The sequence below is a fragment of the Streptomyces cellostaticus genome (assembly GCF_001513965.1).
GTDB classification, from domain to species: domain Bacteria; phylum Actinomycetota; class Actinomycetes; order Streptomycetales; family Streptomycetaceae; genus Streptomyces; species Streptomyces cellostaticus.
Genome location: NZ_KQ948015.1, coordinates 484,315 through 509,253 on the forward strand (window position 1 = coordinate 484,315; position 24,939 = coordinate 509,253).

Annotated in this window: 21 protein-coding genes and 2 pseudogenes; 13 read left to right on the plus strand and 10 right to left on the minus strand. The window is 71.8% G+C overall.

Annotation, left to right across the window (positions count from 1 at the left end):
- Window positions 1-29 precede the first annotated feature (29 nt).
- Genes AQI88_RS02110 through AQI88_RS02115 form a run of 3 tightly spaced genes read left to right on the plus strand, consistent with a single transcriptional unit; the run spans window position 30 to window position 2,193 of the window.
- Complete coding sequence (locus AQI88_RS02110) at window positions 30-1,094, plus strand: aromatic ring-hydroxylating oxygenase subunit alpha (protein WP_079057354.1); 1,065 nt, start codon at window positions 30-32, stop codon at window positions 1,092-1,094.
- On the plus strand, window positions 1,091-1,261 hold the full coding sequence (locus AQI88_RS46495; protein WP_167357437.1) for a hypothetical protein: 171 nt from the start codon (window positions 1,091-1,093) through the stop codon (window positions 1,259-1,261). Before AQI88_RS02110 ends, AQI88_RS46495 begins: the two co-directional genes overlap by 4 nt.
- On the plus strand, window positions 1,258-2,193 hold the full coding sequence (locus AQI88_RS02115) for a PDR/VanB family oxidoreductase (protein ID WP_066990770.1): 936 nt from the start codon (window positions 1,258-1,260) through the stop codon (window positions 2,191-2,193). Before AQI88_RS46495 ends, AQI88_RS02115 begins: the two co-directional genes overlap by 4 nt.
- A 53-nt stretch (window positions 2,194-2,246) precedes the next feature.
- On the opposite strand, the gene AQI88_RS02120 is transcribed toward AQI88_RS02115, so the two are convergent.
- Window positions 2,247-2,918 (minus strand): MmyB family transcriptional regulator, encoded by a 672-nt coding sequence (locus AQI88_RS02120; protein ID WP_066990773.1) that lies wholly within the window; start codon window positions 2,916-2,918, stop codon window positions 2,247-2,249.
- A gap of 237 nt (window positions 2,919-3,155) precedes the next feature.
- Here AQI88_RS02120 and AQI88_RS02125 point away from each other — a divergent pair, with 237 nt between their 5' ends.
- The 3 genes from AQI88_RS02125 to AQI88_RS02135 all read left to right on the plus strand — a co-directional run bounded on the left by AQI88_RS02125 (window position 3,156) and on the right by AQI88_RS02135 (window position 4,751).
- The gene (locus AQI88_RS02125) at window positions 3,156-3,812 is read left to right on the plus strand and encodes a helix-turn-helix domain-containing protein (RefSeq protein ID WP_066990774.1); all 657 of its coding nucleotides are present in this window, start codon (window positions 3,156-3,158) and stop codon (window positions 3,810-3,812) included.
- Window positions 3,813-3,844: 32 nt separating this feature from the next.
- The gene (locus AQI88_RS02130; protein WP_066991601.1) at window positions 3,845-4,390 is read left to right on the plus strand and encodes a toxin-antitoxin system, toxin component; all 546 of its coding nucleotides are present in this window, start codon (window positions 3,845-3,847) and stop codon (window positions 4,388-4,390) included.
- A 133-nt stretch (window positions 4,391-4,523) separates the two neighbouring features.
- Window positions 4,524-4,751: a hypothetical protein gene (locus AQI88_RS02135; protein WP_066990776.1), complete on the plus strand. Its 228-nt coding sequence runs from the start codon at window positions 4,524-4,526 to the stop codon at window positions 4,749-4,751.
- Between the two features lie 32 nt (window positions 4,752-4,783).
- Here AQI88_RS02135 and AQI88_RS02140 read toward each other — a convergent pair whose 3' ends face one another.
- Window positions 4,784-5,464 carry a 4'-phosphopantetheinyl transferase family protein gene (locus tag AQI88_RS02140; protein WP_066990779.1) on the minus strand — a complete coding sequence of 227 codons (681 nt, stop codon included), beginning with the start codon at window positions 5,462-5,464 and terminating at the stop codon, window positions 4,784-4,786.
- Entirely contained in the window at window positions 5,412-6,317 is a 906-nt protein-coding gene (locus AQI88_RS02145; protein ID WP_066990782.1) for a metallophosphoesterase family protein, read from the minus strand. The genes AQI88_RS02140 and AQI88_RS02145 overlap by 53 nt, the downstream gene beginning before the upstream one ends.
- A gap of 265 nt (window positions 6,318-6,582) precedes the next feature.
- Between AQI88_RS02145 and AQI88_RS02150 the strand changes: the two genes are divergently transcribed.
- Complete coding sequence (locus AQI88_RS02150) at window positions 6,583-7,713, plus strand: ATP-grasp domain-containing protein (protein ID WP_066990785.1); 1,131 nt, start codon at window positions 6,583-6,585, stop codon at window positions 7,711-7,713.
- A gap of 187 nt (window positions 7,714-7,900) precedes the next feature.
- Window positions 7,901-9,586: a carbohydrate binding domain-containing protein gene (locus AQI88_RS02155; protein ID WP_066990788.1), complete on the plus strand. Its 1,686-nt coding sequence runs from the start codon at window positions 7,901-7,903 to the stop codon at window positions 9,584-9,586.
- Between the two features lie 244 nt (window positions 9,587-9,830).
- On the opposite strand, the gene AQI88_RS02160 is transcribed toward AQI88_RS02155, so the two are convergent.
- From AQI88_RS02160 to AQI88_RS47390, 3 genes and pseudogenes are all read right to left on the minus strand, one after another.
- Window positions 9,831-12,884: an alpha-mannosidase gene (locus AQI88_RS02160; protein ID WP_066990791.1), complete on the minus strand. Its 3,054-nt coding sequence runs from the start codon at window positions 12,882-12,884 to the stop codon at window positions 9,831-9,833.
- Between the two features lie 79 nt (window positions 12,885-12,963).
- Window positions 12,964-14,301, minus strand: a complete 1,338-nt coding sequence (locus AQI88_RS02165; protein WP_066990794.1) for a 6-phospho-beta-glucosidase — start codon at window positions 14,299-14,301, stop codon at window positions 12,964-12,966.
- Window positions 14,298-14,436: pseudogene (locus AQI88_RS47390) on the minus strand (ArsR family transcriptional regulator); the annotation flags it as partial. The pseudogene AQI88_RS47390 and the gene AQI88_RS02165, both read right to left, overlap by 4 nt.
- A 281-nt stretch (window positions 14,437-14,717) precedes the next feature.
- Here AQI88_RS47390 and AQI88_RS02170 point away from each other — a divergent pair.
- The 3 genes and pseudogenes from AQI88_RS02170 to AQI88_RS02180 form a co-directional block, all read left to right on the plus strand.
- Window positions 14,718-16,121 (plus strand): annotated as a pseudogene (locus AQI88_RS02170) (beta-galactosidase small subunit-related protein); the annotation flags it as partial.
- 45 nt (window positions 16,122-16,166) lie between these two features.
- Entirely contained in the window at window positions 16,167-18,008 is a 1,842-nt protein-coding gene (locus AQI88_RS02175; protein WP_066990798.1) for a LamG-like jellyroll fold domain-containing protein, read from the plus strand.
- 18 nt (window positions 18,009-18,026) lie between these two features.
- The gene (locus tag AQI88_RS02180) at window positions 18,027-19,706 is read left to right on the plus strand and encodes a PHP domain-containing protein (protein ID WP_066990801.1); all 1,680 of its coding nucleotides are present in this window, start codon (window positions 18,027-18,029) and stop codon (window positions 19,704-19,706) included.
- Between the two features lie 4 nt (window positions 19,707-19,710).
- Here AQI88_RS02180 and AQI88_RS02185 read toward each other — a convergent pair whose 3' ends face one another.
- From AQI88_RS02185 to AQI88_RS02200, 4 genes are read right to left on the minus strand one after another with little or no spacing between them, the layout of a single operon-like run.
- Window positions 19,711-20,166, minus strand: coding sequence for a MaoC family dehydratase (locus AQI88_RS02185; protein ID WP_066990804.1), 456 nt, complete (start codon window positions 20,164-20,166; stop codon window positions 19,711-19,713).
- 14 nt (window positions 20,167-20,180) lie between these two features.
- A complete protein-coding gene (locus AQI88_RS02190; protein ID WP_066990808.1) occupies window positions 20,181-21,686 on the minus strand; it encodes an acyl-CoA synthetase in 1,506 nt (501 codons plus the stop codon).
- Between the two features lie 10 nt (window positions 21,687-21,696).
- Entirely contained in the window at window positions 21,697-22,572 is an 876-nt protein-coding gene (locus AQI88_RS02195) for an amidohydrolase family protein (protein ID WP_066990813.1), read from the minus strand.
- Complete coding sequence (locus AQI88_RS02200) at window positions 22,572-23,489, minus strand: SDR family NAD(P)-dependent oxidoreductase (RefSeq protein ID WP_066990817.1); 918 nt, start codon at window positions 23,487-23,489, stop codon at window positions 22,572-22,574. The genes AQI88_RS02195 and AQI88_RS02200 overlap by 1 nt, the downstream gene beginning before the upstream one ends.
- A gap of 228 nt (window positions 23,490-23,717) precedes the next feature.
- Here AQI88_RS02200 and AQI88_RS02205 point away from each other — a divergent pair, with 228 nt between their 5' ends.
- Window positions 23,718-24,137 carry a MarR family winged helix-turn-helix transcriptional regulator gene (locus tag AQI88_RS02205; RefSeq protein ID WP_066991605.1) on the plus strand — a complete coding sequence of 140 codons (420 nt, stop codon included), beginning with the start codon at window positions 23,718-23,720 and terminating at the stop codon, window positions 24,135-24,137.
- Complete coding sequence (locus AQI88_RS02210; RefSeq protein WP_066990819.1) at window positions 24,134-24,901, plus strand: IclR family transcriptional regulator; 768 nt, start codon at window positions 24,134-24,136, stop codon at window positions 24,899-24,901. The genes AQI88_RS02205 and AQI88_RS02210 overlap by 4 nt, the downstream gene beginning before the upstream one ends.
- The last annotated feature ends 38 nt before the right edge of the window (window positions 24,902-24,939 follow it).

A 24,939-nucleotide genomic window follows, 5' to 3' on the forward strand; every position in this document is an offset into this window, starting at 1 on the left:
GCCACCACCGACAGACGGGAGCCGCATCCATGCCTCACGTGACCGCGTTCGCCAGGAACCAGTGGTACGTCGCCGCCTACAGCGAGGAGGTCGGACGCGAACTGCTCGGCCGGACGATCCTCGGTGAGCCGCTCGTGTTCTACCGCGCCGAACAGGACGGCACCCCGGTCGCCCTGCACGACCGCTGCGTCCACCGCCGCTACCCGCTCTCCGAGAGCGGTCTGGACGGCGACCGGATCGTGTGCGGGTACCACGGGTTCACCTACGACCGCACCGGCGCCTGCGTGTACGTACCCGGCCAGAAACGCGTGCCGCGCACCGCCCGCGTCGCCTCCTATCCGGTCGTGGAGCAGGACGCGCTGGTCTGGGTGTGGATCGGTGACCCGGCCCTCGCAGACCCGCAGACGATCCCCAGGGCCCGGCACCTCGACGCTCCCGGCTGGGTGACGGTCCGGGGCATGGAGCCGATCGACGCCGACTACGGCCTGCTCGTGGACAACCTCCTCGACCTCTCCCACGAGACCTATCTGCACGGCGGCTACATCGGCACCCCGGAGGTCGCCGAGACGCCCATCACCACCGAGGTCGACGAGGGCGCGGGCGTCGTGCGGGTCAGCCGGCGCATGGACGACGCCGAGTGCCCGCCGTTCTACGCCCGTTCGACCGGTATCCAGGGCCGCATCACGCGCTGGCAGGACATCGAGTACCACGCGCCCTGCCTGTATCTGCTGCACAGCCGCATCGCCCCGGTGGGCGTCGTGCCCGAGCCGGACGGCAGCGACCCGAACGGCTTCCACACCGAGATCACCTACGCGATCACGCCGTCGTCCGACGGCAAGGTGTACGACTTCTGGGCGGTCTCCCGGGACTGGGCCACGGACGACGACGAGGTCACCGCGTTCCTGCGGGGCAACAACCACACCGTGGTGATGCAGGACGTCACCGCGCTCAACCTGCTCCAGCGCACACTCGGCACCGAGCGCACCGGCTACCAGGAGCTGAGCATCAACATCGACACCGGCGGCCTGGCCGCCCGGCGCATCCTGACCCGGCTGGTCGAGGAGGGCGCCAAGCCCGTGGAGCAGGTCCGGTGAGCAGGCCCGCCGACGAGGTCTACCGGATCGACTGGCTGCCGGGCACCGACCTGCTGCACGGGACCTGCCACTGCGGGGCCGAGCACCGCGCGCAGGATCCGGTCCGGATGTGGGAGTGGATGCTCGGGCATCCGGAAGGACACCGGCCAGGGGAGGCGTCCCGATGAGTGTCCACGAGGCAGAACTGGTCGTATCCGTAAGGGAGTTTTCCGCTGACGGAGTCCTCGCGCTCACCCTGCGCCATCCGCTCGGGCAGGAGCTGCCCTCCTGGGAGCCCGGCGCCCATGTGGACCTGCTGCTCGGGCCGGAGCTGGAGCGGCAGTACTCACTGTGCTCGGACCCGGCGGACCGCTCCGCGTGGCGGATCGCGGTGCTGCGGGAGCCGGGTGGGCGCGGAGGATCCGCCTACGTGCACGACGCGTTGGGGGAGGGCGACAAGGTACGGGTGCGCGGGCCGCGCAACCACTTCCGGCTGGAGCCCGCGCCCCGCTACCGCTTCGTCGCGGGCGGCATCGGCATCACGCCGATCCTGCCGATGCTCGCGGCGGCCGAGGCCGCGGGCGCCGACTGGTCCCTGCTGTACGGCGGCCGCAGCCGCAGCTCCCTGGCCTTCACCGGGGAACTGTCCCGCTACGGCGACCGGGTCACCCTCGCCCCGCAGGACGAGACCGGGCTCCTGGACCTGGGCCCGGTCCTGGACGAGGTCCCCGACGGCACCCTGGTCTACTGCTGCGGACCGGCGCCCTTGCTGGACGCGGTCGAGGAGCGCTGCCCGGCCGGGGTGCTGCGGGTCGAGCGGTTCCGGCCGAAGACCCGACACGGCTCGGACGACCGGGAGTTCGAACTGGTGCTGGCGCGCAGCGGCCGCAGCCTCACCGTCCCGCCGGACGTCTCCGTACTCGATACGGTCCGGGCCGCGGGGGTCGAGGTGCTGTACTCCTGCACCGAGGGCACGTGCGGCACCTGTGAGACGGACGTGGTCGAAGGCGCCCCGGATCACCGGGACTCGGTCCTCACCGAGGAGGAGCGGGCAGCGGGCGACACGATGATGATCTGCGTGTCCCGCTGCCGGGGCGCCCGGCTGGTGCTGGATCTGTGAGTGCGTACGGGTGGCCCGGCCCCGTCGGCGACCTGAACGCCGACGGAGCCGGGTCAGTCCTCGGGCGCCGGGACGACCGTCAGATGCGCCCCCGTGCCGCGCGGTCGGCGCGGGCGGCGGGCGGCCGGGGCCGGGCGGCGGGCGTCGCGCAGGACCATGGTCAGGCGCGTGCAGCCGATCTCCTCCAGGGTGCGGGTCGTCTCGTCGACGATCCGGCACTCGGTCGGCCCCCGGCGCGGGTCGGGGTGGAGCAGGAGGCGTACGGCGCCGTCGAGCTGCGTCGCGGCCTCGCCGACGGCGTGGATCCAGTGCGGCAGGCCCTGCCGGTAGGCGGCCTCCATGATCGGGTCCTGGGCGACGTCCCGGCGGATCGCCTGGAGTTCGTGGTCGTGGCCGTAGCGCTCCAGGGCGGTCCTGAGGTGAGCCAGCATCGGCAGGCACCAGGCCGCCTCGTGCTCGCCGAGGACGTCGCCGGCATCCGGGTGGAACAGGACGAACCGGAGGAAGTTGTCCCCGGGCATGGCCGTCGGGTGGGGGCGCACGCCGCGGAAGAGCGTCTCGAACGCGCCGTTGACCATGACCACGTTCCAGCGGTGGTCGACGACCAGGGACGGGAAGGGGACGGCCTCCAGCAGCGTGGCGTAGTCCTGGAGATACGCCTGGGCCTCGCAGCCCGCGGCGACGAGCCGCGGCGCCGGCCGCTGCCCTCCTGCCTGATGTGCCATCGGGGGGTCCCCTCTTGCCTCTGCGGCCTTCACGCGGCGATGCGATCCTGCTGCCCCGACAAGAGCGATGTCAACTATCGTGGCATTCCACGCCGGTTGACGGCTGAAATTCGCCACAGTTGTGGCGAGACCTGGATGTGAGTTCGAAGCACCCGATACGCTCCGGGAAGTTCACGACAACCGCTGTGAGAAGCACGGACACACCTGAAGCCCTCGAGAGACGTAGGAGTTCTGTCGGTGACGGATGGCTACGAGGATCCGGGCGCCACGGAGACCGCTCAGCTGCCGGCCGTCGTCGCCCGCGTCACCGGGCTCGCCGACCGGCTCGGTGTGCCGCACTCCGAGGTCTTCGACGTCGGGCGGCTCTCCGTCGCCTGCGGGGTCCCGGAGCCGGTGGTCAAGGCCCTGCTCAGCGGCCGCCCGGCGGGCGAGCCGGATGTCCAGGCGCGCTTCCTGCAGCGCCTGGACCTGCTGCGCCGCACCCGGCTGAAACCGAACGGCCGCAAGTACACCCAGCAGGAGATCGCCGACGGCGCGGGCATGTCCCGGCAGCAGGCAGGCGCGCTCATCAACGGCGACCGGCGGCCCACCATGGAGCACTGCGACGCGCTGCAGCGGTTCTTCCGCGTGCACGCCGGCTTCCTCACTGCCAAGGACCCCGAGGCGCTGGCGGGCGCGCTGCAGCGCACCGAGCAGGAGCTGCTGCAGAAGCTCGCCGACCGGGAGCGGGCCGCGGCCGCGGTCGCGGACGATCCGCTGGAGCGGCTGCTGCAGGACCACGGGGTGCGCGGGATCGCCTGGCGGGCCGCACAACTGCCCACGGACCAGCACCGGGACAAGGTCGCGGAGTGGCTCGACATGCTCCTGGAGAGCGTCAAGCGGCCCGAGTCGTGAGCCGGGGGAGGACAGTGGGCATCGGCAGGGACATGCGGCGGCTGTGCACCGAGCTGGTCGGGGAACTCGCCCTGCCCGGACCGGTCCCGCCGCAGGAGCTGTACCGCGCGCTGTGCGCGACGATGAGCCGCCGCCGCGGCCGCCCCGTGCACTTCCGTACGGCGGTCTTCCCGCCCGGTACGGCCAGCGGGCTGTGGCTGGACCTGACCGACCGCGACCTGGTCGTCGTCGAGGAACGCACCGCGCCGGACCACCAGTTGGTGATCCTCGGTCACGAGCTGTGGCACATGCAGGCCGGGCACTGCGGTCACCCCGCCGACGGGGCCGGCGTCGGCGTCGCCACGCGGCTGCTGAGCGAGGCCGCCGACCCGGCCGCGCTCGCGGCGGCGGTGCACCGGGTCGCCGCCCGCACCCGCTTCGAGCAGTCCGAGGAGCGCGAGGCCGAGACGTTCGGACTGCTGCTCGCCAGCAAGTGCCGTACCTGGCTGGCCGGTTCAGCCCTGCGCGGCCCGGTCCAGCGGGACCACGTGGCGGGCCGCATCGAGGCGTCGCTCGGATACCTGGGTCCGCAGGGCTGAACGAGGGCTGACCGGGCCCCCTCGATCGGTGTCGAGGGCGGGAGAGCAACGGCGTTGTCAGTGCTGGACGGCAAGCTGGATACGTGCGCCGCAGGGCGCCTGAACGTGACGCCGAACCGGGGAGAGCCGACCGATGCCCACCGCCGTACTGACCGACCGCGAGCGCACCGCCGTACAGGCCTACCTCCGGCTGCTGCACACCGTGCGCGCCGCCTTCGACAGAGCGCCGGACGGCGGCCGTCCCGTGGTCGTGCCGCCCGCCGTGCTCGCCGAGGCGGAACAGGCCCTGACGCGGGCGGGACTGGCGGGCAACGAGGAGGAGTTCTTCCGGCTGGTGCGCCACTGGTGCCCGCAGGAGTGAGCGGGCACCCGGTGACCGTTCCGCAGGCCCGTTCAGTGGTGCGGGACGGTCACCGCCGTCAGCACCAGCCCGTCCTCGGCCAGCCAGCGGCCCTCGAACCCGCTCAGGCGGGTGCCGCCCACCAGGGGGCCGGGGACGAGGAGCCGGGCGTGGAAGCGTCCGCGGGTGTCCCGGCCCGGTGCGGTGAGCAGCTCGATGTCGGCCTCGGCGAAGTCGAGCCAGGCACGGGTGAGGGGGAACCACGCCTTGTAGACGGACTCCTTGGCGCTGAACAGCAGCCGGTCCCAGTGGACGGCGGGCCGGGCGGCGCACAGCTCGCGGTGCCGGTCCTGTTCGGCGGGCAGCGAGATGGCCTCGAAGACACCCTCCGGCACCGGTCCGTGCGGTTCGGCGTCGATGCCGAGGGAGGCCAGGTCCGTGTCGCGGACCAGGGCGGCGGCGCGGTAGCCGTCGCAGTGGGTCATGCTGCCGGCCAGCCCTTCGGGCCACACCGGGGCGCCACGCTCGCCGGTCAGGACGGGCTGCGGTGGCACGCCGAGCTTCTCCATGGCGCGCCGGGCGCAGACCCGCACGGACGTGAACTCGCGGCGGCGCTTGTCCACCGCCCGCGCCACGATCTGCTGTTCCTCGGGATACAGCGGAGTGTCCTGGGCCCCTTCGTCACCGTACGCTTCCACGGCCACCACCGACTCCGGGAGCAGCTCCTCGATCACCGGGTCCGACCTCCATCGGCAGGATGCGGCGCAGCCGTCCCGGGGGTACCGGACGCTTGCGCCATTCGCGGGGGTATCCCACGGACACCTCTTCGAAGCGGACGCCCTCGTGCCAGGTGGTCCGCGGGATGTGCAGATGACCGTAGACCATGGTCTGGACGCGGAAGCGGCGGTGCCAGTCGGCGGTGAGCTCGGTGCCGCACCACATCGCGAACTCCGGGTGCCACAGCACGTCCATCGGATGCCGGTCCAGCGGATAGTGGTTGGCGAGGACGGTGGGCAGGTCCTCGGGCAGCTCGGCCAGTCTGCGCGCCGTCTCGGCGACCCGGGCGCGGCACCAGGCCTCGCGGGTCGGGTAGGGGTCGGGGTGCAGCAGGTACTCGTCGTTGCAGACGACGCCGGTGCTCTTCGCGTAGGCCAGGCCCTGCGCCTTGGTGACACAGCCGGCCGGCAGGAACGAGTAGTCGTACAGCAGGAACAGCGGGGCGACGACGACCGGTCCGCCGGGGCCGTGCCACACCGGGTAAGGGTCCTCGGGCGTGGTCACGCCCAGGTCGCGGCAGAGGGCGACGAGATGCTCGTAGCGGGCGACGCCGCGCAGGTCGACGGTGTCCTTCGGGTGGGTCCACAGCTCGTGGTTGCCCGGCGACCACAGGACCTTGCGGAAGCGGTCCGTGAGCGTGGCGAGGGTCCAGCGGATGTCCTCCACGGTCTCCGCGATGTCCCCGGCGACGATCAGCCAGTCGTCCGGCGTGTGGGGGCGCAGCTGCTCGACCAGCGCGCGGTTCTCCGGATAGCTGATGTGCAGGTCGCTGATGGCCAGCAGCTGTCCGGCCCCGGCCGTCGACTCCACCCCGCACCCCTTCCGATCATGCCGTAGGGACCACGACAACATATTCACCGGCCGGACACAAGGGGATCCGGGCGCGGCGCTCCCGGACAGCGCCGGGGAATCCGTAACACTCGCGTTGCACGCGCGGCCTCTTGAAAGCCGTATGATCGCCCCAACACCAACGCCCCTAACCTCCCTTCGCACAGGGCCGTTTGGTGTCCCTTCCTTCCTCCTGCCCGGGCACGGGCCGCTGAGCCCTGCCCGAAAACCCCGAAAGGCGGCCTGCATGCTCTCTCGCGTACGCGTCTGGCTCAACCGCACGTACGCGGAGAACGTGTTCTTCATGGATCAGCTGCGGAGAAATCCCAGCGACCGGGCGGTCGAGATCCATGCCACGCACGGCGACGCCGACTCCCCCGTGCTGGCCGCCGCCGACACCGCCGACCTGGAGCCGGAGGGCCTGTCCCCGGCCGGGTACGTCGAGTACGCCCTGGACCAGTGCGTGCGGCGCGGAATCGACGTGTTCGTGCCCCGGCTGCACCAGAGGGCGATCGTGGCGCACCGCGCCGAGTTCGCGGCGGCCGGCACGGCGCTGCTGGCGCCGACGCCCGAGGCGTTGGCCGTGTTCGAGGACAAGGCGACCGCGTACGAGGCGGTCCGCTCGGTCGGCGTGCCGGTGCCGCCGTGGTGGCGGGTGCGCACGGCGGACGAACTGGTCGCCGCGGTCGAGGAGTTGGAGGCGGGCGGACACAAGGCGTGCTTCAAGCCCGCGGCGGGCGCGGGCGGGGTCGGCTTCCGTGTGATCACCCGCACACCCTTCTCGCTGATGCACTTGAACGGCTTTCCCGGGCCCCACGTCCAGCTGGACCTGGTCGTCGAGGCGCTGGAGCGGGCCGAGGAGCCGGTGGACTGGCTGGTGATGCCGCGCCTGGAGCAGCCGGAGGTGTCCGTGGACTGCCTGACCGGGCCGGACAACCACGTCCGGCTGGCCGTGGGCCGCACCAAGAACGGCCGCCGCCGGGGCTTCACCCTGCACGAGCAGTGGCTGGAGCCGGCCCGGCTGATCGCGGAGGGCTTCGGACTGCACTACCTGTCCAACATCCAGTTCCGGATGCTCGGTGACCGCCCGGTCCTGCTCGACGTCAACACGCGCCCTGCGGGCGGCCTGCACCAGCTGTCGCTCTGCGGGGTGAACGTCCCCTGGGCGGCCGTGCAGCTGGCGCTGGGCGAGGACCCCGGTGTGATCGAGCCGCCGTTCCTGGGCCAGGACTACACGGTGGTGTCGGGGCCGCGCCCGTTGCGGCCGGTGTCGCTGCCGCAGCAGCGGGTGGAGGAGGCGGAGGTGTTGCTGCCGGCGGTGGCGGTGCCTGTGCAGGCGGCTTCGGCGGCTTCGGCGGCTGAGGTATTGCCGCTTTAGGTTGTCGGCCGGGTGCGGGTTCGTTGTGGTTGCTCGCGCAGTTCCCCGCGCCCCTTCGGGGCGCGCTTCGACTCACCGGTATGGACCAATTCCGGCATGACTCCTTGACACTTGGATTGGTCCATACCAACTTTGATGGCGCAGCTTTCCGCACTCCCCAACACCCCCGTCCCCACAGGGAGATCGCGTGCGCCACATATCCGGGCGTCCCAGACGCCGGCTCCTCGCTCTGCTCGGTTCCGCCGCCCTCGCGCTCGGCGGGGCCGTCGCGCTGCCGGGCACGGCCGAGGCGGCCAACCTCCTCACCAACCCCGGCTTCGAGTCGGGCGGCCTCTCCCCCTGGACCTGCACCGGCAACCTCGGCTCGGTCGTCTCCTCCCCCGTGCACGGCGGCTCCAAGGCCCTGCAGGGCGCGGCGACCTCCAGCGACAACGCGCAGTGCAGCCAGACGGTCGCAGTCCAGCCGAACACGACGTACACCCTCGGCGGCTGGGTCCGCGGCTCGTACGTCTATCTCGGCGTGGACGGCGGCGCCTCCACCTGGACGACGTCCCCGTCCGCGTACAGCAGGCTCAGCGTCTCCTTCACCACCGGCGCCTCGCAGACCAGCGCCACCATCTATGTGCACGGCTGGTACGCGCAGGGTGCGTACGACGCCGACGACATCAGCCTGGACGGCCCGGGCGGCGGCGGAGGCGGCGACACCCAGGCGCCGACCGCGCCCGGCGGACTCACCTCGACCGGCAAGACCTCCTCGAGCGTGTCGCTGAAGTGGAACGCCTCGACGGACGACGTGGGCGTTACGGCGTACGACATCTACAGCGGATCGAGTCAGGTCCTCAGCGTCTCCGGTACGTCCGCCACGGTCGGCGGGCTGTCGCCGAGCACGTCGTACACCTTCAGTGTGAAGGCGCGGGACGCGGCCGGGAACGTGTCGGCGGCCTCCGCCCCGGTCTCCGTGACGACGGACGCGGGCAGCGGCGGCGGCAGCGGGTTCAAGCAGGCGGCGCCGTATCTGTACGAGGGCTGGGGCGACCCGCCGAACCCGTCCACGGTGATGAGCGCGACCGGCGTCAAGTGGTTCACCATGGCGTTCGTGCTGGACTCGGGCGGCTGCACGCCCGCCTGGGACGGCAGCCGGCCGCTGACCGGCGGTGTCGACCAGAGTGCCGTCAACCAGATCCGCTCGGCGGGCGGTGACATCGTTCCGTCGTTCGGCGGCTGGCAGGGCAGCAAGCTCGGCGCCAACTGCTCCTCCGCCGGCGCGCTCGCCGGGGCGATCCAGAAGGTGATCGACGCCTACTCGCTCAAGGCGATCGACATGGACATCGAGAACACGGACGAGTTCGAGAACGAGGCCGTGCAGGCGAGGATCCTCACCGCCCTGAAGACGGTCAAGGCCGACAACCCCGGCCTGAAGACCATCGTCACCTTCGGCACCTCGACCACCGGCCCGACCTACTACGGCAACCGGCTCATCGAGCAGGCGCAGTCGCTCGGCGCCGGCATCGACGTCTTCACGATCATGCCGTTCGACTTCGGCGGCGGCTCCGACATGTACGGCACCACAGTGGGCGCGGCCGAGGGCCTGAAGAACAAGCTCAAGTCCACCTTCGGCTGGGACGACGCGACCGCCTACTCCCACATCGGCATCTCCGGCATGAACGGCCTGTCCGACCAGCAGGAGACCACCACCCCGGCGATCTGGACCCAGATCCGTGACTGGGCCGACTCCCACCACATCGCCCGGCTCGCCTTCTGGTCGGTCAACCGTGACCGGCCCTGCCCGGGCGGCGGAGTCGCCGAGAACTGCTCCGGCATCAGCCAGAACAACTGGCAGTTCACCTCCATCACGGCCGGCTTCACCGGCTGAGCACGGCACCGGCACGACCGAGATCCCCCCGGCTCCCGGGCCGGGGGGATTTTTTTCCGCCCGGGTGTATCAGGGGACGGCCAGGACGCTCTCCCTATCAGGAACACGGAACAACGGGGGAACTACGGGGGAAGCACAACGGGGGAAGCACCAACGGGGGCACGGGGGATCGGGTCGGTCGGTCGCGGTCACGGGGAGCGACCGGCCGACCCGAAGTGCTGAACCAGGGTTGTACGGCGACGGGTCAGCTCACCCCGGCGCGCCGCAGTCGCAGAGTCAGGATCTGGAAGGGCCGCAGTGCCACGCGGACCGTGCCGTCGGCCGCCGCGTCCGCGTCCTGGAGCGGCCGTTCCAGCAGATCGGTGATCTGGGCGCCGGCGAGGAGGAATCCGGCGCGCAGCACACCGCCGGCCCGGCCGCCCCGGGACTCGTAGAGCCGTACGACGACGTCGCCGGAGCGGTCGTCGGCGAGCTTGACCGCCTCGACGGTCACCCCCTCGCCGTCCACCGAGACCACCGGCTCGGGCGCGCCCGCCGCCCGGGTCACCCGCAGCGGGAGGTTCAGCGCGTAGCCCTCGGCGACCGCGTCCGCGATGTCCGCGCCGGGCAGCAGGGAGTAGGTGAAGCGGTGCCTGCCCTGGTCGGCGCCCGGGTCCGGGACGCGCGGGGCGCGCACCAGGCTCAGGCGGACGGTGGTGGTCGTACCGCCGTCCTCGCGGACCGTGCGGGAGACGTCGTGCCCGTACGTCGAGTCGTTGAGGACCGCGACGCCGTAGCCGGGCTCGCCGATGTGCACCCAGCGGTGGCCGGAGACCTCGAAGCGGGCCGCCTCCCAGCTGGTGTTGGTGTGGGTGGGGCGCTGGACGTGGCCGAACTGGATCTCGGCCGAGGAGTGCGGGGCGCGGATGTCCACCGGGAAGGCGGCCTTGAGGATCTTCTCGGCCTCGTGCCAGTCGATGTCCGTCTCGATGTCGATGCGGGGACTGCCCGCGCGGACGGTGATCGTCTGGGTGATCTGCGAGCCCTTGCCGAAGGAGCGCGTGACGCGGATCGCGCCGACGAGCGGATCCTCTTCGACGACGGTGACGGACTCGGCGTCCAGGAGGTCCGTGTAGCGGTTCTTGTAGTGCTTGTCGATGTCCCAGGCGTCCCAGCAGTTGGGGAGGTCGGTGTGGAGGCGGAGGAGGTTGCCGGGCTCGGCGAGGACTTCGCGGTCCGCCCGCAGATCGTATACGGACGACAGTGTGCCGTCTTCTGCCACCTGTACCCGGACCAGGCCGTTGTCCAGCACCCGCCCGTCGACCGTCACCGGCTGCGACGGCTCGGCGTCCGTCAGCGGCGCGCTGCCGCTCGCGGGCACCTCGACGTAGGCCGGTGCGCCGCCGGCGGTGCGGACCACCTCCGCGCGGTCGAAGGGGCTCGTGTTGAACACCCGCGTTCCGCCGGAGCCGAGCGCGGCCACCGCCTCGGCGGTCAGCTCCTCCAACTCCTGTGCCACGCAGGCGTATTCGGCCTCCGCCTCGCGGTGCACCCACGCGATGGACGAGCCGGGCAGGATGTCGTGGAACTGGTGCAGAAGGACCGTCTTCCACAGGCGGTCGAGCTTGTCGTACGGGTAGGCGTAGCCCGGCGCGTGCAGCGCGGCCGTCGTCGCCCACAACTCGGCCTCGCGCAGCCGGTGTTCGCTGCGCCGGTTGCCCTGCTTGGTGCGGGCCTGGGAGGTGTAGGTGGCGCGGTGCAGCTCCAGGTAGAGCTCGCCGACCCAGACCGGGGCGTCGGGGTACTCGGCGCGGGCCTTCGCGAAGAACGCGTCGGGATGTTCGATCTCGACCTTCGGGGAGCCCTCCAGGTTCCTCAGCCGCCGCGCCCGCTCCATGATCTCGCGGGTCGGGCCGCCACCGCCGTCGCCCCAGCCGAAGGGGGCCAGCGAGCGCGTGGCGCCGCCCTTCTCGCTGTAGTTGCGGACCGCGCGGGACATCTCCACGCCACTGAAGCGGGCGTTGTAGGTGTCGATGGGCGGGAAGTGGGTGAAGATGCGGGTGCCGTCGATGCCCTCCCACCAGAAGGTGTGGTGGGGGAACTTGTTGGTCTGGTTCCAGGAGATCTTCTGGGTGAGGAACCAGTCGTTGCCGGCGAGCTTGGCGAGCTGCGGGTAGGCGGCGGTGTAGCCGAAGGAGTCGGGCAGCCAGACGCCCTTGGTCTCGATGCCGAAGTGCTCGATGAAGAACCGCTTGCCGTGGATGAGCTGGCGGGCCAGGGCCTCGCCGCCGGGCAGGTTGCCGTCGGCCTCCACCCACATGCCGCCGACCGGCGCCCACTGGCCCTTGCGCACGGACTCCTGGATGCGGGCCCACACGTGCGGGTAGGTGTCGCGCACCCACTCGTACTGCTGGGCCTGCGAGCAGGCGAAAACGAACTCCTCGTACTCGTCGGCCAGGGACGTGACGTTGGAGAAGGTGCGGGAGGTCTTGCGCTTGGTCTCGCGGATCGGCCACAGCCAGGCCGAGTCGATGTGCGCGTGGCCGACGCCGGAGAGGCGGTGCGCGCTGGCGTGCGCGGGCTTGGCCAGCACCGGCTTCAGGGCCTCGCGCACGGCGGCCGCCGAGCCGGAGATGTCGTCCAGGTCGAGGAGGTCCATGGCCCGGTCGAGGGCGTGCATGATCTCGTGCCGGCGCGGGTCGTGCTCGCCGAGCTCCAGCATCAGCTCGCGCAGTACCTGGACGTCGAGGTCGAGATGCCAGACGTTCTCGTCGAGGACGGCGATGTCGGCACTGCGGAATGTATACAGTGGACGGTCGCCTGCCGTCAGTACATCGCCGAGCGGTGTCGGTTCCGCGAAGCCGTTCGCCAGGATGTCCGGGTTCGAGGCCGCCTCGACCAGGTAGTCGACCGGCTCGCCGCCCTCGGCCGGGTGGGCGATCGGGACGTACTGGTTGAGCGGGTTGACGGCCTTCAGCGGCGTCCCGTCGGTCAGGTGCACCAGCGCCTCGGCCTGGTTGCCGGGCCAGTCCCCCACGAAGCCGAGGTCGATGACGGCCTCGACGCGCCGGCCCGCGAAGGAGGCCGGCACCTGTCCGCGCATCCGGAACCAGGTCGTGCCCCACGGCGGCCCCCACGGGGTGCCCATCGCGAACGGCTCGTACGGCGCGGCCGCGGCCTCCTCGAAGGACACCGGCTCCGCCGGGGCCTGCCAGAACTCGACCTCGAAGGGGACGGTGGCCGCGTGGATCGCGGGCTTGATGCGCTGGGTGTGGAGGCGCTCTACGCGCTCCTCGATCCGGCGGCGTTCGTCGTGCATGAGAGGTCTCCCAAGAGGGCGGAGCGAAGCGAGGGACGGCGGGGCGGACCCGAGAGGGAAAGCGCTTTCCGCCGGGAGCTTACTTCAGGTACCCGAGGCCGGGATGAACGGCCGTGTACCCCTCGACCAGGCGCCGGGCCACGTTGACCGAGTCCACCAGCGGGTGCAGCGCGAAGGCCTTCACGGCCGTCGTGCGCGAACCGGACTCGGCGGCGGCGAGCACCTCGCGCTCGACGGCCTTGACCGCGCACACCAGGCCGGTGGCGTGGCCGGGCAGCGGAGCGACCGCGACGGGGTGGGCGCCGTTGGCGTCGACCAGGCACGGGACCTCGATGACGGCGTCCGTGTCGAGGACCGACAGGGTGCCCTGGTTGCGCACGTTGAGGATGAGGGTGGTGCGCTCGTCCCGGGCGATGGCCCGCATCAGCGCGAGGGCGACCTTCTCGTAGCCGCCGGAGAGGTCGTCGGCGTCGCGTTCGCCGGCGCCGGCCGTCTCGCGGTTGTCGGCCATGTAGGTCGCCTCGCGCTCGGCGCGGGTGCGGTCCCAGACGTCGAGGGCGGAGAGGTCGGTACGCCGGGCCTCCTCGTAGAACCGCGCCTGCTGGTCGCGCAGGAAGGCGCCTCGGGTCTTCTCGGCCTGCTCGTAGGCGCGTACGGCCTCGCGGTTGAAGTAGTAGTAGTGCAGGTACTCGTTGGGGATCGCGCCGAGGGACTGGAGCCAGTCGGCCCCGAACAACTTGCCCTCCTCGAAGGAGCCGAGCAGGCCTGGGTCGGCGAGCAGGCGCGGGAGTTCGTCGCGGCCCGCGATGCGCAGGCCGCGCACCCAGCCGAGGTGGTTGAGGCCGACGTAGTCGATCCACGCCTCCTTCGGGTTCGCGCCGAGCACCCGGGCGATCCGGCGGCCGAGGCCGACCGGTGAGTCGCAGATGCCGATGACGCGGTCGCCGAGGTGGCGGGACATGGCCTCGGTGACGAGGCCCGCGGGGTTGGTGAAGTTGATGACCCAGGCGTCGGGGGCGAGGCGGGCCACCCGCTGGGCGATGTCGACGGCGACCGGGACGGTCCGCAGACCGTATGCGATCCCGCCCGCGCCGACCGTCTCCTGGCCGAGGACGCCCTCCGCCAGGGCCACCCGCTCGTCGTTCGCCCTGCCCTCCAGGCCGCCGACGCGGATCGCGGAGAAGACGAAGTCGGCGCCGCGCAGGGCCTCGTCCAGGTCGGTCGTGGCGGTCACGCGGGGGGCGTCGTCCACGGTCGACGCCTGTTCGGCCAGTACACGGGAGACCGCATACAGCCGACTGTCGTCCAGATCGTGCAGGACCACCTCCGTGACCCGCCCCTCGGCGCGGTCCGTCAGCAGCGCCCCGTACACCAGCGGCACCCGGAACCCGCCGCCGCCCAGAATCGTCAGCTTCACGCCTGCACCTTTCCCGCCAGGACCACCTCGACGCCCGCCTCCTGCCGTGCGGAGCAGGTCACCGGGTCGACCGGCGCGTTCGTGACCCACCACGGCCAGGTCCCCGGAACCGCAGACCTTCGCCGTACCCGCACCGTTCCTGAGGCTGTCGGCCGGTGTTGACCGACTCACCATAAGCCGGACCTGCGGTCCGGTGGCCCTCCGAGCGGTCTTGAGGGCCGGGCCGGTATCGATATGCGGCTCCGCCCCTCGGCAGGGATACGGCCTGGCCGGAGCTCTGCGCGCCACCATTCTCCGGTGGTGGCCGGTGACACCGATCCCGTCGAACACAGCCGCCACCACGGATGGTGTGTTCCAAGCGCCCGCACGGTCACGGGAAACGGGCCCCGTTCACCCGTACGAGGTATCGGCTGACCAGCCACGCCGACAGCAGCGGCACGCTCGCCGACCACTGGGCGGCCATCGAGTCAACGCCGGGTCTTCAGGGCGGCTTCATCTGGGAGTTCTGATCCCACGGAATTCTGCAGCGCGTGAGCGATGGAAGACCGGCCGGGCGCGCGGGCGCCGGGCTGTGTGACAACGGTGTCGCCGCGCCCGGCCGTCGCCGGGCGTGCGGCGGCGACTTCGGCGAGCCCCTCCACGACGGTGCCTTCATCGCCGACGGGGTCGTCTTCCCGGACCGCACGCCCGAGCCCGTGATGGACGAGCACCGGGAGCCCGCGGCTCCGGTCCGCATCCGGTGCTACCGGCACGAGGGGATCGTCCTCGCCAACCACCAGCACTTCCGGGGTCTGACCTGGCTGGCAGCCTTCTGGGAGCTGTCCCTGGCCGACGGCCGTACCCTGACCGCTCCCGCCGAGCTGCCCGATCTGCGGCCCGGCGAGACGGCCGCCGTGCCGCTGCCCTTCGCGGTGCCCGGCGACGGCGGCGAGGCGTGGCTGACGCTGCGGGTGACCACCGCCGAGGACGAGCCGTGGGCGCCGCGCGGTACGGAGGTGTGCGCGCCGCGGGTGCGGCTGCGGGCGGCCGCCGTACCGGAACCCCGGCCGGCCGTGGCCGGGCGGCCGGTGGCGGTGGACGACGACGGGCTGCTGGTGCATCCGCTGCTGACGGCCGCGCCGGTGCTGTCCCTGTGGCGGGCGCCCACCGACGACGACGAGCTGGACAGCATCGTACGGCGCCGGCGCACCTGGGGCCTGGACGCCCTGGTCCGCAAGGTCGTCTCGGTGCACCGGGAGGGCGCGGCGGTGACCGTGTGCGCCGAGTACGCGGGGACCGCCGGTGTCGTACGGCACCGGCAGGAGTTCACGCCGGTCGAGGGCGGCATCCGGGTGGCCGAATCCGCCGAACTGCCCGCGGAGTTCGCCGATGTGGCCCGGGTCGGCTCGGTGTTCGAGACGGTGCCGGGGCTCGATCTGCCGGAGTGGTTCGGGCAGGGGCCCGGGGAGGCGTACCCGGACCGCTCGACGGGCGCGCCGGCCGGCCATGACGCGCTGCCCGTGAACGAGCTGTTCACGCCGTACCTGCGGCCGCAGGAGAGCGGCAGCCGGCACGGGGTGCGGCGGTTCACGCTGTCGGCGCCGGACGCCACCGGGCTCGCGGTCGAGCTGGACGAGCCGCGGCAGGTGTCCGTGGCCCTCCCCCGGCCCCTGAGCGAGGCCGCCCACCACGTCGAGCCGGTGCCGCGTGCGGGCTGCGTGGTGCACCTCGACGCCGCGCACCGGGGCCTGGGCACCGCGTCCCGCGGCCCCGGCACCGCCCCCTCCCGCCTCGTCCCCGCCGGGGTCCACCGCTGGAGCTGGACCCTGCGCGTTCTCTGAACTCCCCCCACGCTTCCTCTCCCCTTCACCTCTCACGGAGCGCACGTGTGTACGTCGCATGACCACCCCCAGGGCGAGGCCGCGCAGGCCGGAGCCGCACGACGCAGTTTCCTCAGGGCCACGGCGCTGCTCGGCGCCGCCGCCACGGCCGGGGTCGCGCTGCCGGCCGTCGCCGAGGCGGCGCCCAGGAGCAGTGGGCGGCCCGACCCGGAAAGCCGCCGCTTCACGATCGCGGTGATGCCCGACACCCAGTACCTCTTCGACGGCCCCAGCATCGACAAGGCGCCCGTCGAGGCTTCGCTGCGCTACCTGCTGGAGCACGGCCGGGACGAGAACATCGTCTTCCTGTCCCACCTCGGCGACCTCACCCAGAACGGCGCGAAGGACGAGTTCGCCGCGATCGGCGAGGCGTTCGGGATCCTCGACCACCGGGGCGTCGGCTACAGCGTCCTCGCCGGCAACCACGACGTGCGGTCCTCGACGGACGACCAGCGCGGCTCGACGGCGTACCTGGACGCGTTCGGGCCGCAGCGCTTCCGGGGCAAGCCGACCTTCGGCGGTGCCTCCCCGGACGGGTACAACACCTTCCACCTGTTCCGGGCGGCCGGGCGGGAGTGGATGGTGCTCGCGCTGGACTGGCGGCTGTCGGCGAAGGGGTACGCCTGGGCCAGGGACGTGCTCGCGCAGCACCCGAAGACGCCGGTCGTCCTCACGACCCACGAGCTGGTCGTGGAGGACGACTCCCTGTCGTCGTACGGGCAGCAGCTGTGGGACCGGCTGATCGCGGACCACGACCAGATCTTCCTCACCCTCAACGGCCACTACTGGCCGGCCGGCCGGGCGACCCGCAAGAACGCGGCGGGCAACGAGGTGCACCTGCACCTGACCAACTACCAGAACCGGTACTTCGGCGGCGCGGCGATGATCCGCCTGTACCGCTTCGACCTGGACCGCAACGTCATCGACGTGGAGACGGTCTCCCCGTGGATCCTGGGCCGGGCCGCGAAGGGGATCAACGAGCTGGAGCGCCAGGAGATCGAGCTGAGCGGGGACACGGACCGGTTCTCCGTCGGCATCGACTTCGCCGCGCGCTTCTCCGGCTTCGACCCGGTCCCCGTGCGTCCGGCGCGCCCCGCGTCCAGGATGCTGGTCCCCGGCACGGTCGCGTACTGGCGCTTCGACGGACACGGCGACGGTACGGCGGTGAGCGGGACGGTCCGTGACCTGTCCGGGCGCGGCAACGACCTCACGCTCGTCACGGTGGGCGGCGGCACGCTGAACTGGTCGGCGGACCACCACCCCGACCAGCCGGGCCACGGCAGCCTGGAGTTCCAGGGCTTCACATCACCGCTGAAGGGGGCGTACCTGCGCACGGTCGACGGTGCTCCTCTCAACTCGGCGACGTTCAGGGCGGGTTACACCATCGAGGCGTTCTACCGCCTCCCCGCCGACTGGGACCCCTCGCACCACGCCTGGTCCGGCGTCGTCAGCCGCACCGGCACGGGCGGCGCGGCGGGGAAGACCGGCGACGACCCCGACGAGCCGCTCGCCACACTGTCCCTGTCGAACGACCGGGAGCCGCAGTGGGCGATGCGCCCGCTCAACCAGGAGGGCATCGCCACCAACTGGGGGCAGGAGACGCCGCTGGAGACCTGGTGGCATGTGGCGGTCGTCAACGACGGCAGGCACACCACCCTCTACGTCGAGGGCTGCCCGGTCGTCCGCAACCCCAAGGCAGTCGCCGTCGGCATCACCTCCGTCGGCCTGCCGTGGCTGCTCGGCGGCTACGAGTACGCGGGGAAGATCGACCAGATCCTGCACGGCCGCCTCGGCGACGTCCGCATCGTGGAACGGGCGCTGCCCGTCACCTCCTTCATGAACCGCTGACTTCCTCCGAGGATCACCATGACCGAGCAGCAGCTGCCCGCCTGGGCCGACCCGTCCGTCTCTCCCGCCGCCCTCGACGCCCAGGGCGTGTCGAGACGCGGACTCCTGTGCCGCGCCGGCCTGTTCGGCGCCGCGTTCGCCCTCGGCTCGGCCGCCGCGCCCGCCTCCGCCTCCGCCTCCGCCTCCGGCAAGCAGGGCTTCGGCGGCGACGACCCGCGCCTGGCCTACCTGGTCGGCGACCACCACGTGCATTCCGTCTACAGCCACGACGCCAAGTACACGTTCTCCCAGCAGGCCCAGGCCGCAGCCAGGTTCGGCCTGGACTGGATGGTCTTCAACGAGCACTCCAACTTCGGGCACGCCCGTTACGGCGCCCAGCTGGAGCACCAGGAGATCCTCAAGGCCCGCGCCGAGAACCCGCGCCAGCTGATCTTCCAGGGCCTGGAGTGGTACATCCCGGCCGCCGAGCACTGCACGGTCTTCGCGGCCCCCGGCCCGCACGAGGTCGACCTGCTCACCCGGTTCGAGCTCGCCTACGACGGCAAGCTGCTCGGCTACACCGACGGTGCCCCGGACAACCCGAACACCGCCCGCAACGAGGCCCATGCGGTCAAGGCCGTCCAGTGGCTCGCCGAGCAGCGCCGCACGGGCTACGTGGACGACGTCCTCGTCCTCGCCAACCACCCGCTGCGCCTCGGCATCGACTCCCCGCACGAGATGCGCAACTGGCGTGACGCGGCCCCCGAGATCGTGATCGGCATGGAGGGCGCGCCCGGCGCCCAGGGCGCGGCCATCCCCGGCTGGCGCGGCGCGACGTCGATCCGCGGCGAGTACGAGAACAAGCCGTCCGCCAACTCCTTCGCCGGGTACCCGGCGGACGCCTACCTCACCTACGGCGGTTTCGACTGGGCGACCGCGACGGTCGGCGGCCTGTGGGACTCGATGCTCGCCGAGGGCAGGCTGTTCTCGGTCACCACCAACTCCGACAACCACCGGACCGTCTTCGACACCTGGACGAACGGCGACTGGGCGCCCGGCCAGAACTTCGACAACACCGGGAAGCTGCCCGACCCGGTCGACACCGGCACCCCGCAGCCCGGCAGCGACTTCTGGCCCGGCGAGTTCAGCCGGACCCACGTCGGCGTGACCCGCTACGGCTACCGCGCCGTGATGGCGGGCCTGCGCGCGGGCCGGATCTGGCTGGACCACGGGCATCTGCTCGACGGGCTCGACGTGCGGCTGAAGCGGGACTGCGACTTCGGGCGGGGGGTCACGCTGGGCGGCCGGCTCCGCGTGCGCAAGGGCGAGAAGATCACGCTGTACGTGACGGTGACCACCGCCTCCCGGGCCAACCCGCAGGGAATCCTGCCCAAGTTGGCGCACGTCGACGTGATCCGGGGCGCGGTCCGCGGCCCGGTCGCCGACCGCGACAGCTGGCAGGCGCCGGACACCAAGGTCGTCGAGACCAGGGACGTCAGCGGCCGCACCGGCACGTACACCCTGCGCATCCCGCTGACCGCCGGGGACGAGTCGTTCTACGTACGCCTGCGCGGCAGCGACGGCAACCGGCACGGCGCCGGCTACCTCGGCGCCGCGATCGACCCGCACGGGCCGATCGCCCACGAGCCCGGAAACGGTGACCCGTGGGCCGACACGTGGTTCTACTCCAACCCCGTCTTCGTCGACGTGCAGCGGTGACCGCTCACGCGTAGAAGCGGGAGAGACTCTGCAGGACGGCGGCGGGCTTCCCGCCGCCGTCGATCTCTATCGTGCCGTCGACCGCGATCTGCACCCCGCCCGGCACCTCCTCGACGGAAGCGAGCCGCGCGGCGAGCCGGATGCGCGAGCCCACCTTCACCGGGGAGGGGAAACGCACCTTGTTCAGCCCGTAGTTGACCTTCGTGGTCACGCCCTGGACGTCCAGCAGCTCGGTGAAGAGCGGGATGAACAGGGAGAGGGTGAGGTAGCCGTGGGCGATCGGGGCGCCGAAGGGGCCCTCCTTGGCGCGTTCGGGGTCCACGTGGATCCACTGGTGGTCGCCGGTGGCGTCGGCGAAGGTGTCGATGCGCTCCTGGGTGACCTCGATCCATTCGCTGGTGCCCAGGTCGCTGCCCGCGAGCTTCTTCAGTTCGTCGATGCCGTTGACGGTGACGCTCATGTGGCTTTCCTTCGCTAGGAGTGGTTGCCGTAGCGCTTGCGCACGCGGGACTTGAGGAGTTTCCCGGAGGCGGTGCGCGGGAGTTCGTCCGCGAGGACCACCGACTTCGGGATCTTGTACTTGGCGAGGCGTCCGGCCAGCGAGGCCAGCACCTCGTCGGGGTCGACCGAGGCACCCTCGCGGGGCACCACGACCGCGCGCGGCACCTCGCCCCACTTGTCGTCCGGCACGCCGATGACCGCGCACTCGACGATGTCGGGGTGGGAGAGCAGCAGGTCCTCGATCTCGGCCGGGTAGATGTTCTCGCCGCCGGAAATGATCATGTCCTTGATGCGGTCGACGATATGGACGTACCCGTCCTCGTCGACCTGGGCCGCGTCCCCGCTGCGGAACCAGCCGTCCGCGAACGAGGCGGCCGTCTCCTCGGGCAGCCCCCAATAGCCGGGCATGACATGCGGACCACGGACCACAACCTCGCCGGTCTCACCGACGTCGACCGGCGTGAAGTCCGGCCGCACGACGCGTACGTCGCTGAAGAAGTGCTGGACTCCGGCCGACCCGGCCTTGCCGACCGCGTGTTCCGCGTCCAGGAAGAGCGTGCCGGGGGACGCCTCCGTCATGCCGTAGCCCTGGAGGAAGGTGAGCCCGCGCTCCTGGTAGGCGGCGATGAGCGGGGTCGAGACCGGGGAGCCGCCGCAGGTCAGGATCCTCAGCGACGACAGGTCGGCGTCCGGCCAGCGCGGGTGCCGGGCCACCTGCTCGAACATCGTCGGCACCCCGAACATGAAGGTGATCCGGTGCTCTTCGATCAGGTCGAAGGTGACGTCGGGGTCGAAGGCCTCGACCAGGACGCAGGTGCCGCCCTTCAGCAGCACGGGCAGCGTCAGCATGTTCAGGCCGGCTGTGTGGAACAACGGCGCGGAGACCAGGGCGCGTTCGTCGGCGATCAGGTCGGTGTCGACGAGGACGTTGATCGCGTTCCAGGTCAGGTTGCCATGGGTGAGCATCGCGCCCTTGGGGCGGCCGGTCGTCCCCGAGGTGTACATGATGATGCAGGTGTCGTCGGGGGTGACCGGCTCGTCGATGGGGTCGGTCGCCGCGGAGGTGATCGCCTCCTCGTACTCGGCGCCCACCTCGACGTACGCACGCACGTCGGTGTCGCCCGGCAGTCCGGCGACCAGGCCCGCGTGCGAGGGGCCGTAGACGAGTGCCTTCGCGCCCGAGTCGGCGAGCTGGAAGGCGATCTCCGGGCCCGCCAGGCGGGTGTTGAGCGGGACGAAGACCGCGCCGAGCGTGCCGGCCGCGAAGAGGGTCTCCAGGTAGGAGGGGTGGTTGGGGCCGAGGTAGGCGATGCGGTCGCCGCGCCGGACACCCCGGGAGCGCAGGGCGTGGGCGAGGCGGGTGGTGCGGTCGTACAGCTGCGCGTACGTGAGCGAGGTGCCGCCGTGGATCAGGGCGGTACGGTGCGGGGTCTTGCGGGCCCGGCGTGCGGGCCACGACCCCAGTCCCTCGTTGCGCATCCGGCACCCCTTACGGTTTCGTCAGCCCGAGCAGGCGGGCGGCGTTCTCCTTGAGGATCTTCGGCCGCACCTCGTCCTTGACGGACAGCTTCGCGAAGTCGGCGAGCCAGCGGTCCGGGGTGAGGACGGGGAAGTCGGAGCCGAAGAGGACCTTGTCCTTCAGCAGCGTGTTGGCGTACTGCACCAGCTGCGGCGGGAAGTACTTCGGCGACCAGCCGGACAGGTCGATGTGCACGCCCGGCTTGTGCGTGGCGACGGCCAGCGCCTCGTCCTGCCAGGGGAACGACGGATGCGCCAGGATGATCTTCAGCTGCGGGAAGTCGGCGGCGACGTCGTCCACGTGCAGGGGGTTGGAGTACTTCAGGCGGATGCCGCCCCCGCCGGGCACGCCCGCGCCGATGCCGGTCTGGCCGGTGTGGAACAGGGCGATCGTCCCCGTCTCCTCGATCACCTCGTACAACGCGTACGCCACCGCGCGGTCGTTGGGGAAGAAGCCCTGGATGCTGGGGTGGAACTTGAAGCCCTTCACGCCGTACTCCTCGACCAGCCGCCGGGCCTGTCGCACGCCGGCCTTCCCGCGGAAGGGGTCGATGGAGGCGAACGGGATCAGGACGTCCGCGTGGGCGGCGGCCGCCTCGGCGACCTCCTCGTTCGGGACGGGTGCGGTGCCGGTGGCGGACTCGGCGTCCACCGTGAAGATCACCGCGGCCATCCTCCGCTCGCGGTAGTAGGCGGCCGTCTCCTCGAGGGTGGGCTTCCGCTTGCCCTCGACCTTGAAGTAGGCGGAGGAGGCGTCGTGCAGGTCTTCGTCCAGAGAGGAGTGGCCCTTGGAGGACACCTCCGCGTGGGTGTGGACGTCGATCGCGACCAGGTCCTCGATGTCCATCACGCCTCCGGGATCGTCGGGGCGGGGATGCCGACCGTCTGCGGTGCGGCGCCGACCGACGTGTGCCAGGCGTCGGCCAGCGCCTCGGGGCTCCAGCCGCCGTCCGCGTACGCCGCGCGGATCTCCTGCGGATGCGACCAGAGTGCCACCTTGTCGCCGCCGATGCCGATGGCCTGGCCGGTGATGCCGCGCGCCGCCTCGGAGGCGAGGAAGGGCACGAGGACCGCGCAGTCTTCGGGGGTGCCGAAGCCCTCGCCCTTGCGCAGGAAGTCCGGCAGCGGCGCGCCGCCCCGCATCGCCTCGACGTACGGGGCGAAGGCCGGGATGGTCTCGGTCATCGCGGTCGCCGCGACCGGCACGATCGCGTTGACGGTGATGTGCGCGCGGGCCAGCTCCATCGACCAGGTACGGGCCATGGCGGCGATGCCGGCCTTGGCGGCGGCGTAGTTGGTCTGCCCGAAGTTGCCGCGCTGCCCGGCCGGGGAGCCGACCAGGATCAGGGTGCCGCCCTCGCCCTGCTCGCGCAGGCGGACCGCGGCGGCTCGGGCGCAGGTGAAGGTGCCCCTGAGGTGGGTGGTGACCACGGCGTCGAAGTCGTCGTCGGTCATCTTCCACAGCACCTTGTCGCGCAGGATGCCGGCGTTGGTGACCAGGACGTCGAGCCGCCCGAACTCCCGGACCGCGCGGCCGACCAGCCGGTCGGCGGCCTCGGCGGTGCCGACCGGCACGACCTCGGCGACGGCGGTGCCGCCGGCCTCGGTGATGGACCTGACGGCCTGCTCGGCCACGGCCGCGTCGATGTCGTTGACGACCACCGAGGCGCCGTGGGCGGCGAGGGCATGGGCGTAGGCGAGGCCGAGGCCCCGGCCGCTGCCGGTGACGACGGCGGCCTTGCCGGTGAGATCGATGGGGGGCACGTGCGGATCCCTTCGGACGCAGAACAGCTCGGGAGACGGCTCGTCGGCACGGACGGGCACCGCCGAGATCGAAGCTAAGAGCAATAATTGTTGTCGTCAATAGTTGTTGCCGACCTTCGGATGCGGCATGCTGGGGTCCACCCAGCCGAGGAGACCGAGACCAGGGGGCCCGCCATCAGCAGCCGGCACACGAAGAACCCGAGCCCGATCGACGGGGACGAGCCGTGGATGCGCGGGCTGCACGCGGACACGGGCTATCTGCTCTACCGCCTCGGCCTGCGCTCCGGGCAGATGTTCAACACCTTCCTCCAGGAGTCCGGCGTGCGGCTGCGCCACTACGCGGTGCTGCGCTTCCTCGCCACCTGCGACGGCACGCTCCAGCGCGAGCTGAGCACCCGGCTCGGCTACGACCCGAGCGCGATCGTGGGCCTGGTCGACGACCTGGAGAAGCTGGGCTTCGCCGAGCGCCGCCCCTCCCCCGACGACCGGCGCAGCAGGATCGTCGTCCTGACCGAGGGCGGCCGCACCTTCCTGCGCGACACCGACGAGGCGGGCCTGAGGGTGACGAACGACCTGCTGGCCCCGCTCGACGCGGCGGAGCGCGACACGCTGCACGCCCTGCTCCTGAGGGTCGCCGACCGGCCATGACCTCAGGGGGCACCCCCACCGCACACGAGCGGCTGCTGGCCGTGCTCGCCGCGTTCGACCACGCCCATCCGGCGCTGAGCCTGACGGACATCAGCCGCCGGGCCGGGCTCAGCCTGACCACCGCGCACCGCCTCGTGCACGCGCTCACCGCCTGGGGCGCCCTGGAGCGGGACGACGACGGCGTCTACCACGTGGGACTGCGCCTGTGGGAGCTGGCCGCGCTCGCCCCGCGCGGCCTCGCACTGCGGCAGATCGCGCTGCCCTACCTGGAGGACCTGTACGAGGCGACCCACGAGAACGTGCAGTTGGCGGTGCGCGACGGCGCGGAGGTCGTCTACATCGAGTGGCTGTCGGGGCGTTCGGCGATCGGCGTGCACATCCGCGTCGGCGCGCGCTGGCCCCTGCACGCCACCGGGGTCGGTCTCGCCCTCCTCGCGCACGGCGCCCCCGGCTTCCAGGAGGAGTACTGCACCTGGCCGCTCGCCTCCTTCACGCCGTACACCATCACCGACCCGGCACGGCTGCGCCGGACGCTGGCCGAAGTACGGCGTACCGGCGTGGCGGTGAGTGACCGTCAGGTCACCGACGACGCCGTGTCGGTGGCGTCCGCGGTGCGCGGAGCGGGCGGTGACGTGGTCGCGGCCGTCTCCGTCGTGGTGCCCCAGGCGGGCGCCCGGGTACCGGTGTTGATACCAGCGGTGCGGCTGGCCGCGCGGGGGATCTCACGGGCGCTCGGCTGGCAGCCCGAGCGGCCGGACGTGTGAGGTCCCCGCGCCGTGGGGTTCCGGCGCGGGGACCTCTG

Bases quoted from the DNA above. Each gene is read 5' to 3' on its own strand.
- AQI88_RS02110 (WP_079057354.1), top strand. From the start codon at position 30: ATGCCTCACGTGACCGCGTTCGCCAGGAACCAGTGGTACGTCGCCGCC.
- AQI88_RS02115 (WP_066990770.1), top strand. From the start codon at position 1,258: ATGAGTGTCCACGAGGCAGAACTGGTCGTATCCGTAAGGGAGTTTTCC.
- AQI88_RS02120 (WP_066990773.1), bottom strand. From the start codon at position 2,918: ATGGCACATCAGGCAGGAGGGCAGCGGCCGGCGCCGCGGCTCGTCGCC.
- AQI88_RS02130 (WP_066991601.1), top strand. From the start codon at position 3,845: ATGCGGCGGCTGTGCACCGAGCTGGTCGGGGAACTCGCCCTGCCCGGA.
- AQI88_RS02135 (WP_066990776.1), top strand. From the start codon at position 4,524: ATGCCCACCGCCGTACTGACCGACCGCGAGCGCACCGCCGTACAGGCC.
- AQI88_RS02150 (WP_066990785.1), top strand. From the start codon at position 6,583: ATGCTCTCTCGCGTACGCGTCTGGCTCAACCGCACGTACGCGGAGAAC.
- AQI88_RS02160 (WP_066990791.1), bottom strand. From the start codon at position 12,884: ATGCACGACGAACGCCGCCGGATCGAGGAGCGCGTAGAGCGCCTCCAC.
- AQI88_RS02180 (WP_066990801.1), top strand. From the start codon at position 18,027: ATGACCGAGCAGCAGCTGCCCGCCTGGGCCGACCCGTCCGTCTCTCCC.
- AQI88_RS02185 (WP_066990804.1), bottom strand. From the start codon at position 20,166: ATGAGCGTCACCGTCAACGGCATCGACGAACTGAAGAAGCTCGCGGGC.
- AQI88_RS02190 (WP_066990808.1), bottom strand. From the start codon at position 21,686: ATGCGCAACGAGGGACTGGGGTCGTGGCCCGCACGCCGGGCCCGCAAG.
- AQI88_RS02195 (WP_066990813.1), bottom strand. From the start codon at position 22,572: ATGGACATCGAGGACCTGGTCGCGATCGACGTCCACACCCACGCGGAG.
- AQI88_RS02205 (WP_066991605.1), top strand. From the start codon at position 23,718: ATGCGCGGGCTGCACGCGGACACGGGCTATCTGCTCTACCGCCTCGGC.
- AQI88_RS02210 (WP_066990819.1), top strand. From the start codon at position 24,134: ATGACCTCAGGGGGCACCCCCACCGCACACGAGCGGCTGCTGGCCGTG.